Below are 13,083 nucleotides of genomic sequence, written 5' to 3' on the forward strand. Positions count from 1 at the left end.
TAAGAAACTTGCAGATACGACAATAAAAACTGCCCCACCGCCAGACCAAAGGAGCTTGTCCCGGTGCCTTACGCGTTCCGTTTTACCCCATTGTTCGTTGCATTGGCTGCAACGATGCCTGTGGCCGCACAGGCCGATGAAGACAAGGCTGATGGCTTCATCGAAGGTTCCACCCTCAATTTGAATTTCCGTAACGCCTACTTCAACCGCAACGAGCGCAACGCCGGCGTGCGTGACAAGCGCGAGTGGGGCCAGGGCGCCGTGGCGCGCTTCGAGTCCGGCTACACCCCCGGCACCATCGGCTTTGGCCTGGATGCCCACGCCATGGTCGGGCTCAAGCTCGACGGCGGCAGTGGCCATGCCGGTACTTCGATCTTGCCGAGCGAGCCGGGCGACAAGTCGCGCCATGCGTTCTCTACCGCCGGTGGCGCGATCAAGGTCAAGGGCTTCGACACCGAGCTCAAGGCCGGTGACCTGTTCCTCACCAACCCGGTGATCGCCGGCGGCGAAACCCGCATGCTGCCGCAGACCTTCCGCGGTTTTGCGCTGACCAACAACAGCATCGACGGGCTGATGCTCGAAGGCGGCCAGGTCAGCTTCACCAAGCCGTACAACCAGAGCGGCCACCGCCGCATCGACACCTACTACGGTGACCTGGACGGCCAGAAGAGCAAGCACCTGAACTGGGCCGGCGCCTCCTGGAGCGGCAGCGAGAACATCACGGCCAACCTGTACGCCGCCGAGCTGAAGGACATCTGGAACCAGTACTACGCCGACTTCGACTACACCTACGTGGTCAACGACCTGGTCAGCCTGACCCCGGGCGTGCACTTCTACCACACCCAGGACACCGGCCAGTCGCTGCTGGGCAAGATCGACAACAACACCTACAGCGTGCACTTCACCGTCGCCGCCGGGTACCACAGCGTCACCGCCGCCTACCAGCGGGTCAACGGCAACACGCCGTTCGACTACATCAACCTGGGTGACAGCATCTACCTGGACAACTCGCGCATGTACTCGGACTTCAACGCACCCAACGAGCGTTCGTGGAAGCTGCAGTACGACTACGACTTCGCCGGCGTCGGCGTGCCGGGCCTGACCAGCTCGCTGTCGTACTCGCGCGGTGAAGCCGACCTGACCAAGGCTGCGCAAGACTCGCCTGGCTACGACTACTACAACGCCGATGGCAAGAACGCCAAGCACTGGGAACGCGACCTGGACATCAAGTACGTGTTCCAGGAAGGCGACCTGAAGGACCTCTCGGTGCTGGTGCGCTACGCCACCCACCGCGCAGGCCAGGGCTATTCGGAAGGGGACGACAACGACGAACTGCGGGTGATCGTCGATTACCCGGTGAACGTGTTCTGACCTGAACCCGCTCCGCACCCTCCCCTGCAGGAGCCGGCTTGCCGGCGATAGGGCCCTTGGGCCGTGTGTCGCCGGTACCGGCCTCATCGCCGGCAAGCCGGCTCCTACAGGGGTCGCGCCAGCCTGGGCAACACGTACTGAGTCTTTTCCGTCGGACAACTTCGCATAATTCTTGTCCGACAATCGCAGCTTCCCTATCATATCGCCGCCGCTTTATGGCCCATCCCCCATGGACCCAGGGGCTTATGCAGTAGCGAGCATGACGTCACTCTCCCGATCACCACGTTCTGCCCTGTACAAGTCACACCCTGAACTGGTCCTTAACCTGGGCAGTTGCCTCGCCGTGCTCGCCATCCTGGCCATTGTCACCTTCCTGCTGGCGCGCGAGCGCGACAGCGTCGAACAGGCGGCCATCCGCTCGTCCGGCAACATCGTCCAGCTGATCGAAAGCGACATTCTGCGTAACGTCGAGCTGTACGACCAATCGCTCAAGGGAGTGATCTGGGCGGTGCAACACCCGGAACTGCTCAAGGTGTCGCCCAAGCTGCGCCAACAGATATTGTTCAACCAGGCCTTTTCTGCCCCGGTGCGCGGCGACATCCTCTGGCTCGACGCCAACGGCGATGTGGTCGGCGACTCCACCAGCGCGGTGCCGCGCCAGGCCAATTTCGCCGACACCATCCCCTTCCAGGCGCACCGCGACCGCCCAGGGCTTGGGCTTTTGATCAGCCCGCCGTTCAAGGCGCGCCTGGGCGACCTGGACTGGTGCATCAGCTTCAGCCGGCGCATTACCGGGCACAACGGCGAGTTCATTGGCCTGGCCGCCGGTGCCTTGCGCCTGTCGTACTTCAGCCAACTGTTCGAGCGGCTGGACATCGGCGAGGACAGCAGCATCAACCTGCTCAACACCGACGGCCAGTTGCTGGCGCGCCAGCCTACCCGCCCGCAAGACCCGCTGATTGGCACCAACTTCGCCGAATTCCCCAACTTCAAGCGCATCCTCGACGACCGCGCCGGCAGCTTTACCGCGCACTCGGCCACCTACAACAGCCAGCGCATGTACACCTTCGCCCGGGTCGCCGACCTGCCGCTGATCGTGCTGGTGGTGCATTCGTCCGACGAGGTGTACCAGGCCTGGCGGCGCACCGCGCTGCTGGTCAGCGTGGCCACCGGGGTGCTGTGCATCGGCATCCTCTGGCTGACCTTGCTGCTGGGCCGCGAACTGCGCCGCCGCCACGAGGCCGAGCAGGGCCTGGCGACCCTGGCCGCCACCGACAGCCTCACGGGCCTGGCCAACCGCCGCCGGCTCGACCAAGTGCTGCGCCTGGAATGGGCCCGCGCCCAGCGCAACCGCAAGCCGCTGGCGGTGCTGATGGTGGATGTGGACCTGTTCAAGGCGTTCAACCAGCGCCACGGCCATGCCGGGGGCGACCATGTGCTGCGTGAAGTGGCCAAGACCATCGAGCAGTGCATCCGCCGCCCGGCGGATTTGGCTGCGCGTTATGGCGGTGAGGAGTTCCAGGTGGTGCTGCCGGAGACTGAGCTTGCCGGGGCGCTGCTGCTGGCCGAGCGCATTCGAGCCAGTGTCGAGGCGATGCCACCGTTTGCCGGGGATGAGCGTTCGGTGACGGTGAGTGTGGGGATTGGCTTGCACATCCCAGGTACCCAGCAGGACCTGACGCGCTTGCTAGGGGATGCAGACGAGGCGCTGTACCGGGCCAAGGCCAAGGGGCGTAACCGGGTCGAAGGGCCGGAGGGGTAGCGAGGCTTGCTTACACGAATATCGAAAGCCCATCGCGAAACCTGTGGGAAGCGGCCTTGTGTCGCGATGGGCTGCGTAGCAGCCCCGACAATTTTACAAGAGTCAGAGACCCTGGGGCTGCTGCGCAGCCCATCGCGACACGAGGCCGCTCCCACAATCAGCAGCTAGTAGCGCTCCGTGCCTCAGGACCGGGCGCGAGCCGCGTTGCGCAGTGCCTTGACCTGGTCATGGTTGCGCTGCACGCCTTGCAGCTGTTTTTCCACCAGCGCGTAGGTCTGGTCACTGGCGCTGCGGCCCAGCTTGACCAGCTTCTCGCGGCCATCCTTGTAGGCTTTCAGGGCGTGGTCCTCGCCGCGCTCCACCTCGTTGAGCACCGCTTCTTCATCCTTGCCGGTAACCATCGACTTGAGGTTGACCCAGCCACGGTGCAGGTCACCGCTGATGCTGGTGCTGGTTTCCGGGTCGCCGCCCAGGCGGCGCACTTCGCTTTGCAACTCGGCGGCGGCATTGGCGCATTCACCGGCGCGCTGCACGAAGAACGCCTTGAGTTCCGGGTTCTTCACATCTTCGGCAGAAGTCTTGAAGCCTTTCTCACCATCCTTGCTGTACTCGATCAGGTCGTTGAGTACGTCAATCACGTCTTTGTTGGGATTGCTCATGGCAAAACTCCTTGGCAGGTGGAAGTCCCTTTGAAAGGAGCAGGCTTCGTGCCAAGCCAGACGAAATAGATTACTCACTATAAATCAATAAGTTATAAAACATTTGAGGTTCAACCCACCCGGCGTTCTGCATGATCAGCGCTTGGGCCTTCGTGCAGATTGCAGTAAGGTCCGCGCTTCACCTGCCCAAGGCCGTCGCCCGATGAAACCTGAATCCCTGCAACTGCTGGTTACCCGCACCATGCCTTTCGGCAAGTACCAGGGCCGATTGATCGCCGACCTGCCCGGCGACTACCTGGCCTGGTTCGCGCGCAAGGGCTTCCCGCCCGGGGAGCTGGGCGGGTTGCTGGCATTGATGCACGAGATCGACCACAACGGGCTGGGGGATCTGCTCAAGCCGTTGCGGGGCAAGCCGCGCGCTTGAAGGCCCACGACCTGTAGGACAAACTACATCTCTGTGGGAAGCGGCCTTGTGTCGCGATGGGCGCGAAGCGGCCCCAAGGCCTCGGCCTTATGCAAAATTGCCGGGGCTGCTAAGCAGCCCATCGCGACACAAGGCCGCTTCCCACAAAAGCAGTGCGCCTACATAGCGCTCTAACCCTTCACCGACGCCACGGCCAACTCTACCTGCTCGCCCTTCTTGATCACTGCATACACCACCGCCGTCACCAGGCTGCCGGCGAGGATCGCCAGCAGGTACAGCAGCGCATGGTTGATGGCGTTGGGGATCAGCAGCACAAACAGCCCGCCATGGGGCGCCATGAGCTTGCAGCCAAAATACATCGACAGCGCGCCGGTCAACGCACCGCCGGCGATGCTGGCCGGGATCACCCGCAGCGGGTCCTTGGCGGCGAACGGGATGGCCCCCTCGGAAATGAAGCACAAGCCCAGCGCCAGCGCCGCCTTGCCGGCCTCGCGCTCGCTCTGGGCGAACTTGCGCCGGGCAATGAAGGTGGCAATGCCCAGGCCGATCGGCGGCACCATGCCGGCGGCCATGGTCGCCGCCATCGGCGCGTAGCTGGACGAGGCCAGCAACCCCACCGAGAACGCATAGGCCGCCTTGTTGATCGGCCCGCCCAGATCGACGCACATCATGCCGCCCAGCAACAGCCCGAGCAGGATGGCGTTGGTGGTGCCCATGCTGTCGAGAAAATACGTCAGCCCCACCAGCATGGCCGCCACCGGCTGGCCGACCACGTAGATCATCACTAAACCTGTGAACAGGCTGGCCACCAGCGGGATGATCAGGATCGGCTTGAGCGCCTCCAGGCTGCTGGGCAGGCGCACCCAGCGGGCAATGGCCTTGGCGCTGTAGCCGGCCAGAAAGCCCGCGATGATGCCACCGATGAACCCGGCACCGAGGGTGCCGGCCAACAGCCCGCCGATCATCCCCGGGGCCAGCCCCGGGCGGTCGGCGATGGACCAGGCGATGTAGCCGGCCAGCAGCGGCACCATCAGCTTGAACGCCGCCTCGCCGCCGATCTGCATCAGCGCGGCCGGCAGCGTGCCGGCCTGCTTGTAGGCTTCGATGCCGAACACGAACGACAGGGCGATCAGCAGACCGCCGGCCACCACCATCGGCAGCATGAACGACACACCGGTCAGCAGGTGCTTGTACACCCCGGTTTTCTCGGTTTTCGGCGCTGCGCCGGCGGCATCGCCGGCACTTTCGACCTTGCCCTCGGCCAGGGCCTTGTCCAAGGTGGCGCGGGCCTGCTTGAGGGCGATGCCGGTGCCGCAGCGGTAAATGCGCTTGCCGGCAAACCGCGCGGTGGGCACTTCGATGTCGGCGGCCAGCAGCACCACGTCAGCCTCGGCGATGGCCTCGACCGGCAACGGGTTGCGCGCGCCCACCGAGCCTTGGGTCTCCACAGTGAACTGGTAGCCCTGCGCGGTAGCGGCCTGCTGCAAGGCCTCGGCGGCCATGAAGGTGTGGGCCACACCGGTCGGGCAGGCGGTGACCGCGACGATCTTCACCAACGTGCTCGTAGCCACGGGGGCGACGTCCTGCAACACCTGGGCACTGGCCGCCGCTTGGTCGAGGAAGCCCTCGCGGTCGGCCAGGGCCTGGGCCGGGGCGCTCTGGTAAAGGCGCTTGCCGGCAAAGCGCGACAGGTCCACCGGGCCGGTGCTGACCACCAGCACCCAGTCGGCCTCGGCGATTTGCGCGGCGCTCAGCTGGCGTTCGGGGTGCTCGGCGTCCTGCACCTCGACGCTGGTGCTCCAGCCGCGGCGCTGCGCAGCGGCTGCCAGCAGGCGCGCGCTGAGTACGCTGGACACCTGGCCGTTGGGGCAGGCGGTGACAATGGCAATGTTCATCAGCAGCCCTCTTGTTCTTGTTGTGCGGTCAGCTGCACGGCGGCTTCGAAGCGCGCCAGCTGTTCGCGGTCGCGGATGCCGAAGCCGACCTGGGTGACGGCCTGGGCGGCGATAGCGGTGGCACGGCGCAGGGTGGCGGCGGGCGCCTCGCCCAACAGCAAGCCATGGACCATGCCGGCCACCAGTGAATCACCGGCGCCGACGGTGCTTGCGATGCGCACTTTGGGCGGCTGGGCGTGCAGCGCCAGGCCGTTGGCGAACCAGCGCACACCGTGCTCGCCCTCGGACACCACCACATGCTCGACGCCGCTGGCCAGCAACTGCTCGGCGGCGGCGTGCTGCCGGGCCGGGTTATCCACAGGCAGGCCGAGCACCTCGCCCAGCTCTTCGGTATTGGGTTTGACCAACCATGGCGCGGCCTGAAGGCCCGCACGCAGGGCTTCGCCGCTGCTGTCCAGGGCCACCTTCAAGCCCAGGGCCTTGAGCCGCTGCAGCAGTTCGCGCAGCCACTCGGGGCTGACCCCGCGCGGCAGGCTGCCGGCCACCACCACCGCATCGTGGCCCGGGGCAATCTGCTCCAGGCGGCGCAGCAGAGCGCTGCGCGCAGCCTCGTCCACCTGCGGGCCGAGGCCGTTGATATCGGTGACCCGGCCATCGGCCTCGACCAGCTTGATGTTGCTGCGGGTCTCGCCCGGCACACGCACGAAGCAGTCGGCGAAACCGTGCCATTCGATCAGCGCTTCGAAAGCTTGCAGGTTGTCCTGGCCTAGAAAGCCACCCACGGTGACGCTGTGGCCCAGGTCGCTCAGCACCTGGGCGACGTTCAGGCCCTTGCCGGCGGCATGGCTGTGCTGGGCCTGGCTGCGGTTGACCGCGCCTGCGCGCAGGTTGTCGAGTTCGATGGTCAGGTCCAGCGCCGGGTTGAGGGTAAGGGTGAGGATCTTGGCCATGTCAGTAACGCTCCACCAACGCCCGAACCGCGTCGGCGCTGTCTTGTTGCAGGGCCTCGCGCGCCAGGGCGCGGGCCGTCGAATAATCGGCCTGGCGCACCAGTGCCTTCACTTCAGGGATGCTGCGGGCAGCGACGCTCAGCTCGTCCACCTCAAGCCCCAGCAGCACCGGCACCGCTTGCGGGTCGGCCGCCAGCTCGCCGCACACCCCGACCCACTTGCCATGGGCGTGGGCGGCGCGCACGGTCATGTCGATCAGTTGCAGCACCGCCGGGTGCAGGCCGTCGGCCTGGGCCGACAGGCTTGGGTGGCCGCGGTCGATGGCCAGGGTGTACTGGGTCAGGTCGTTGGTGCCGATACTGAAGAAGTCCACCTCGCGCGCCAGTTGCGGCGCCAGCAGTGCGGCGGACGGCACCTCGACCATGATGCCGACCTGCAGGTCGGATACCGGAATATCTTCACGCAGCCGCTCGACCATGGCCTTGGCCGCGCGCCATTCGTGCACCTGGCCGACCATGGGGAACATGATCCGCAGCGGCCGGCCTTCGGCGGCGCGCAGCAGGGCGCGCAGCTGGTCTTCCATCACCTGCGGGCGTTGCAGGGTCAGGCGCACGCCGCGTACACCGAGGAAGGGGTTTTCTTCTGCCGCGATCGGCCAGTAAGGCAACGGCTTGTCGCCACCTACATCAAGGGTGCGCACCACCAGCGGGCGGCCGGCCAGGCCATCGAGCACGCGACGGTATTCGGCCTCTTGCGTGGCCACATCGGGCGCTTGCGGGTGGGCCATGAAGATCAGTTCGGTGCGCAGCAGGCCAACGCCTTCGGCGCCCTGCTCCACCACCTTGTCGATGCCGCTACTCTCACCGATGTTGGCGAACACTTCGACGGCATGGCCGTCACGGGTCAGCGCCGGCTCATGGCGCCCTGCCCAGGCCGCTTGCAAGCGCTGTTCGCGGGCGTCGCGCTCAGCCAAGGCGCGCTGCAGCACCTCCTGCGCCGGGGCCACCGTCACCCGGCCGCGCTGGCCATCGAGCAGCAGCGGCGTGCCGCTGGCCAGCAGCAGGATCGCCTCCCCGGCGCCGACCACCGCCGGGATGCCCAGGGCGCGGGCAACGATGGCGCTGTGGGCGGTGGCGCCGCCATGGGCGGTGACGATGCCAGCAACCCGCGCCGGGTCCAGGCGGGCGACATCGGACGGGCCGACCTCGGCCATCACCAGTACGTAGGGTTGTTCGGGTTCGGCGACCTGCTGCACGCCGCACAGCTGTGCCAGCACTCGGCGGCCGATGTCGCGCAGGTCGGCGGCGCGCTCGGCCAGCAAGGCGTCTTGCAGGGCTTCCTGCTGGCGGGCGGCGGCGTCGATCACTGCCATCCAGGCGGCGGCAGCGCTTTCGCCCTGAGCCAGGCGCAGGGCGACTTCATCGGCCAGGGCCGGGTCGCCGAGCATTTCCTGGTGGGTGACGAAGATCTCGCCGATGGATTTTTCGCTGCGTTGCACCAGTGCTTGCAGGTCGGCGTGTACCGCCTCCAGGGCGTTGTGCAGTTTCAGGCGTTCCTGAGCGGGCGACTCGCCGCGCAGGGGGTAGTCGATGTCGCGCTCAACGCACAGGTGGGCCGGGCCACAGGCGATACCGGGGGCTGCCGCCACACCTTGGACGGTGCTGCCGGCCACTGGGGCGCGAAGCGGTTCGACCGGGGCTTGCAGCGCCACCGGTACAGTTTGCGGCAGTGGCTCGACCGCCTCGCCCAGCCCCTGCTCGATGGCAGCCAGCAACACCGGCAGGGCATCGGCGGCAATGCCCGGCTCGGCGGCCAATTCCAGGGTCTGGCCACGGCGCGCGCCCAGGCTCAGCAACTTGCTCAGGCTCTTCACCGACACCGCAGGCTGACCGCTGTCGACCACGCGCACACGGATTTCGCCGTCAAAACCTTTGGCCAACTGCGCCAGCTCCTTGGCCGGGCGGGCATGCAGGCCGTGGGGGTTGGCCAGCACCACCTGCACGCTCGGCCAGTCGGCCGGCGCCTCGCCGCCCAGCACTTCGAGCACCGCACGGCTGCTGGTGGCCTGGTAGAGCATCTGCCCACGGCCTTCGATCAGCACCTCGCACAGCCGTTCGAGCAGCGCCTGATGCGCAGCGCCCAGGCTGGCCAGGCAGAACAGGCCGTTGAGGGGCTGGTCGCGGTAACGCAGGGGCTGCTGCGGAGTGATGAAGGCCAGGCCCGGCTGGCGTACCTGACGCTCGCTGTGCAGCCACCACAGGCCCTCGCCCAGCGGCAGCGGCTCGGCCTGTTGCAGCACGGCGGCAAAACCGCTGTCGACGCAACCGGCCCGTTGCAGCAGGCGGGCACCGCGCCAGGCCAGCTCGTCGAAGTCTTCGGCGGCCTGGTTCAGGCCCACCAGTTGGGCATCCAGCGCCAATGCCTGGGGTGCGCCTTGCAACAACTTGAGCAGGGCTTCGGCGGAGCTTGCGCGGCGCAGGGCCTCGGCAAGGTCAGTCTCGCCCAGGGCGCGGGTGAGCAGTTGCAGCAGCCGCAGGTGCTCGTCACTGCGGGCGGCGATGGCGATGGCCAGATAGACCATTTGCCCGTCGCCCCAGTCGACGCCCTCGGGGAACTGCATCAGGCGCACGCCGGTGCTGAACACCAGGTCACGGGTTTGCGGCGTGCCGTGGGGGATGGCAATGCCCTGGCCAAGAAAGGTCGAACCCTGCGCTTCACGCTCGCGCAGGCCTTCGAGGTAGCCCTGGGCGACCAGGCCGTCCGCCACCAGCCGCTCGGCCAGCAAGGCCAGGGCCTGGCCTTTGTCGGCGGCCTTCTGGCCCATGGCAATCTGCTCCACGGCGAGCTCGAGCATGACCTTCTCCTTTGCGGCGCCCTGTTGGCGACCGAGGTATTGTTGTGAAATTTAGCGGCCAGCGCCGCAAAAACACCCAGTGCAATCGGTAAATTCTTAATTCCTGGCAGGAAAATTCACCAAGCTGAAACGTTTAATCTGACCAAGCGGCCACGTTACTCGATAATCTTCCGACGAAAAAGCCCCATCCTGTCGGACAATTGCGACAATGGTCGCCTGCGCGCAGGCTTGCACATGGGCGAAACTACCCGGTCAGGCAAGCAGCCAGCCCCGGAAATAACAAGGAAAATTCGGTGAAACTCAGCGATATCGCCCGTCTGGCCGGAGTGTCGGTCACCACCGCCAGCTACGTCATCAATGGCAAGGCCGAGCAGCAGCGCATCAGCAACGCCACCGTCGAGCGCGTACGGGCCGTGGTCGAAGCCCATGGCTTCACCCCCAACCCCCAGGCCGCCGGCCTGCGCAGCCGCCATACCCGCACACTGGGCTTCATTCTCCCGGACCTGGAGAACCCCAGCTACGCGCGCATCGCCAAGCAACTGGAACAAGGCGCCCGTGCCCGTGGCTACCAGCTGCTGATTGCCAGCAGCGACGATCAGCCGGGCAGCGAGCACCAGCTGCAGCAGCTGTTCCGCGCCCGGCGCTGCGACGCGCTGTTCGTCGCCAGTTGCCTGCCGCCCGGCGACGACAGCTACCGCGAGCTGCAAGACAAGGGCCTGCCGGTGATCGCCATCGACCGGCGCCTGGACCCGGCGCACTTCTGCTCGGTGATCAGCGACGACCGCGACGCCAGCCGCCAGTTGGCAGGCAGCCTGCTGCAAACCCGCCCGCAAAGCATCGCGCTGATCGGCGCCCGCCCGGAGCTGTCGGTCAGCCAGGCCCGCGCCGGCGGTTTCGACGAGGCGCTGCAAGGCTTTGCCGGCCAGGTGCGGCGTTACCAGGGCGAGGCCTTCAGCCGTGAATGCGGCCAGCGCCTGATGCAGCAACTGATCGACGAACACGGCGGCCTGCCGGACGCCCTGGTGACCACCTCCTACGTGCTGCTGCAAGGGGTGTTCGATACCTTGCAGGCGCGCCCGTCCGGCTCGCGCCAGTTGCACCTGGGCACCTTCGGCGATAACCAACTGCTGGACTTTTTGCCGCTGCCGGTCAACGCCATGGCCCAGCAGCACGGCCTGATCGCTGCCACCGCGCTGGAGCTGGCCCTGGCTGCCATCGAAGAGAAGCGCTATGAGCCCGGCGTGCACGCCATCGGCCGCACCTTCAAGCAGCGTATCCCGGCCTGACCATGCGCCTGATCGATACCCACACCCACCTGGACTTCCCCGACTTCGACGCCGACCGCCCGCGCCTCCTGGCCAATGCGGCGGCGCGCGGGGTGGAGCGCATGGTGGTGCTGGGGGTGTATCAGGATAACTTCCAGCGGGTGTGGGACCTGGCCTGCAGCGACGCGCGAATCTTCGCGGCGCTGGGGCTGCACCCGGTGTACCTCGACCAGCACCTGCCCGAGCACTTGGTGCAATTGCGCGAGTGGCTGGAGCGCCTGCATGGCGACCCTCGGTTGTGCGCCGTGGGCGAGTTCGGCCTGGACTACTACCTGCCCGAGCTCGACCAACAGCGCCAGCAAGCGCTGTTCGAAGCGCAACTGCAGATGGCCTGCGATTTCGAGCTGCCGGCGCTGCTGCACGTGCGCCGCAGCCACGCCCGGGTGATCGCCACGCTCAAGCGCTACAAGCCGGCACGGGCGGGCATCATCCACGCCTTCGCCGGCAGCTACGAAGAGGCCCGCGAATACATCAAGCTCGGCTTCAAGCTGGGCCTGGGCGGCGCCGCCACCTGGCCCCAGGCGCTGCGATTGCGCAAGACCCTGCCCCGCCTGCCGCTGGACAGCGCGGTGCTGGAGACCGACTCGCCGGACATGGCGCCAGCCATGTACCCGGGGGTGCGCAACAGTCCTGAACATTTGCCGGAGATTGCCGAGGCATTGGCGCAGGTGATGGGGGTTGAGTGTGGGGTGCTGGCCGAGGCCAGTAGCCGCAATGCTTGTGAAATTTTTGGCTGGTAACGCTTCACAACTCAGCATTCGAGCCAGTGAAGTCCTGTAGGAGCGGCTTCAGCCGCGAACACCGGCGCAGCCGGTGCCATACACCGCATCGTCTGCTTCGGGGTGTCCCGGCTCTCCGGTGAACCCGCCCCACAGGTACAGCACCCGCCTCAAGGCTGGCGCTGTACCTGTGGGAGCAACAGCCTTGTGCTTCCTGTGCCGGCCTCATCGCCGGCAAGCCGGCTCCTACAGGTTCCGCGCATCTGCCAGGGCTATGCGATCTCTCTGGTCCTCGCGCTGTCACTACACCCTGAACGCCCCGATCAACCGCTTCAACTCCACCACCTGTGCCGACAGCGCGCGGCTGGCATCCTCGGTCTGGCAGGCGCCGTCGGTGGTGTCCTGGGCGGCGCGGTTGATGGCCACGATGTTCTGGTCGATGTCATGGGCCACGGCGGTCTGCTGCTCCACCGCGGCGGCGATCTGCTGGTTCTGCTCGACGATACCGCCCACCGCGCCAAGGATATTGCCCAGGGCCTGCTGCACCTGGCGCGCTTCGTCCACGGTGCCTGCGGCCATCTGGTGGCTGCTGCCCATCACCCGCACCGCCATGCCCACGCCATCCTGCAGGCGCTGGATCATCTGGGCGATTTCGGCGGTGGAGTCCTGGGTGCGCTTGGCCAGGGTGCGCACCTCGTCGGCCACCACGGCAAAACCGCGGCCCTGCTCCCCGGCCCGCGCGGCCTCGATGGCGGCGTTTAGGGCCAGCAGGTTGGTTTGTTCGGCGATGCTGCGGATCACCTCCAGCACCCGGCCGATGGCCTGGCTGTCGTCGGCCAGCTGGTGCACCGCCACCACGCTCTGGTCGATCTCCCCGGCCAGGCGGGCGATGCTGCCCTGCTGGCTTTCGACCAGGTCGCGGCCCGAGGCGCTTTCGTGGTTGACCCGCTCGGCGCCCTCGGCCGCCCGCGCCGCACTGCGCGCCACTTCCAAGGCGGTGGCACTCATCTGGTTCATGGCGGTGGCCACCTGCTCGATCTGCTCGCGCTGGCCGCTGACCGCCTGGTTGCTGCGCGCCGACACTGACAACACCTGCCCGGCCTGCTCCTCCACCGTGCTCACAG

Annotated in this window: 10 protein-coding genes; 5 read left to right on the forward strand and 5 right to left on the reverse strand. The window is 66.7% G+C overall.

Annotation, left to right across the window (positions count from 1 at the left end; translation table 11 throughout):
- The first annotated feature begins 63 nt into the window (after positions 1-63).
- On the forward strand, positions 64-1,371 hold the full coding sequence (locus tag KSS94_RS22690) for an OprD family porin (protein ID WP_217840286.1): 1,308 nt from the start codon (positions 64-66) through the stop codon (positions 1,369-1,371).
- A gap of 259 nt (positions 1,372-1,630) precedes the next feature.
- Positions 1,631-3,133, forward strand: coding sequence for a GGDEF domain-containing protein (locus KSS94_RS22695; RefSeq protein WP_217840287.1), 1,503 nt, complete (start codon positions 1,631-1,633; stop codon positions 3,131-3,133).
- Between the two features lie 182 nt (positions 3,134-3,315).
- On the opposite strand, the gene KSS94_RS22700 is transcribed toward KSS94_RS22695, so the two are convergent.
- A complete protein-coding gene (locus KSS94_RS22700) occupies positions 3,316-3,792 on the reverse strand; it encodes a ferritin-like domain-containing protein (RefSeq protein WP_217840288.1) in 477 nt (158 codons plus the stop codon).
- Between the two features lie 202 nt (positions 3,793-3,994).
- Between KSS94_RS22700 and KSS94_RS22705 the strand changes: the two genes are divergently transcribed.
- The gene (locus tag KSS94_RS22705) at positions 3,995-4,216 is read left to right on the forward strand and encodes a DUF3820 family protein (protein ID WP_217840289.1); all 222 of its coding nucleotides are present in this window, start codon (positions 3,995-3,997) and stop codon (positions 4,214-4,216) included.
- Positions 4,217-4,386: 170 nt separating this feature from the next.
- On the opposite strand, the gene KSS94_RS22710 is transcribed toward KSS94_RS22705, so the two are convergent.
- Genes KSS94_RS22710 through ptsP form a run of 3 tightly spaced genes read right to left on the reverse strand, consistent with a single transcriptional unit; the run spans position 4,387 to position 9,915 of the window.
- Complete coding sequence (locus tag KSS94_RS22710; RefSeq protein ID WP_217840290.1) at positions 4,387-6,111, reverse strand: PTS fructose-like transporter subunit IIB; 1,725 nt, start codon at positions 6,109-6,111, stop codon at positions 4,387-4,389.
- Positions 6,111-7,061 carry a 1-phosphofructokinase gene (pfkB, locus tag KSS94_RS22715; RefSeq protein ID WP_217840291.1) on the reverse strand — a complete coding sequence of 317 codons (951 nt, stop codon included), beginning with the start codon at positions 7,059-7,061 and terminating at the stop codon, positions 6,111-6,113. The genes KSS94_RS22710 and pfkB overlap by 1 nt, the downstream gene beginning before the upstream one ends.
- Before the next feature lies 1 nt (position 7,062).
- A complete protein-coding gene (gene ptsP / locus KSS94_RS22720) occupies positions 7,063-9,915 on the reverse strand; it encodes a phosphoenolpyruvate--protein phosphotransferase (RefSeq protein WP_217840292.1) in 2,853 nt (950 codons plus the stop codon).
- Positions 9,916-10,208: 293 nt separating this feature from the next.
- Here ptsP and cra point away from each other — a divergent pair, with 293 nt between their 5' ends.
- Both cra and KSS94_RS22730 read left to right on the forward strand, forming a co-directional pair.
- Positions 10,209-11,201 (forward strand): catabolite repressor/activator, encoded by a 993-nt coding sequence (gene cra / locus KSS94_RS22725; RefSeq protein WP_217840293.1) that lies wholly within the window; start codon positions 10,209-10,211, stop codon positions 11,199-11,201.
- 2 nt (positions 11,202-11,203) lie between these two features.
- A complete protein-coding gene (locus KSS94_RS22730; protein WP_217840294.1) occupies positions 11,204-11,980 on the forward strand; it encodes a TatD family hydrolase in 777 nt (258 codons plus the stop codon).
- A 282-nt stretch (positions 11,981-12,262) separates the two neighbouring features.
- Here KSS94_RS22730 and KSS94_RS27670 read toward each other — a convergent pair whose 3' ends face one another.
- Complete coding sequence (locus KSS94_RS27670; RefSeq protein ID WP_437180024.1) at positions 12,263-12,976, reverse strand: methyl-accepting chemotaxis protein; 714 nt, start codon at positions 12,974-12,976, stop codon at positions 12,263-12,265.
- Positions 12,977-13,083: the final 107 nt, after the last annotated feature.

It is taken from the genome of Pseudomonas fakonensis (assembly GCF_019139895.1).
Taxonomy (GTDB): Bacteria; Pseudomonadota; Gammaproteobacteria; order Pseudomonadales; family Pseudomonadaceae; genus Aquipseudomonas; species Aquipseudomonas fakonensis.

Excerpts from the sequence above, each read along its gene's own strand:
- pfkB (WP_217840291.1), bottom strand. The coding sequence starts at position 7,061 with ATGGCCAAGATCCTCACCCTTACCCTCAACCCGGCGCTGGACCTGACC.
- KSS94_RS22695 (WP_217840287.1), top strand. The coding sequence starts at position 1,631 with ATGACGTCACTCTCCCGATCACCACGTTCTGCCCTGTACAAGTCACAC.
- KSS94_RS22705 (WP_217840289.1), top strand. The coding sequence starts at position 3,995 with ATGAAACCTGAATCCCTGCAACTGCTGGTTACCCGCACCATGCCTTTC.
- KSS94_RS22730 (WP_217840294.1), top strand. The coding sequence starts at position 11,204 with ATGCGCCTGATCGATACCCACACCCACCTGGACTTCCCCGACTTCGAC.
- ptsP (WP_217840292.1), bottom strand. The coding sequence starts at position 9,915 with ATGCTCGAGCTCGCCGTGGAGCAGATTGCCATGGGCCAGAAGGCCGCC.
- KSS94_RS22710 (WP_217840290.1), bottom strand. The coding sequence starts at position 6,111 with ATGAACATTGCCATTGTCACCGCCTGCCCCAACGGCCAGGTGTCCAGC.
- KSS94_RS22700 (WP_217840288.1), bottom strand. The coding sequence starts at position 3,792 with ATGAGCAATCCCAACAAAGACGTGATTGACGTACTCAACGACCTGATC.
- KSS94_RS27670 (WP_437180024.1), bottom strand. The coding sequence starts at position 12,976 with ATGAACCAGATGAGTGCCACCGCCTTGGAAGTGGCGCGCAGTGCGGCG.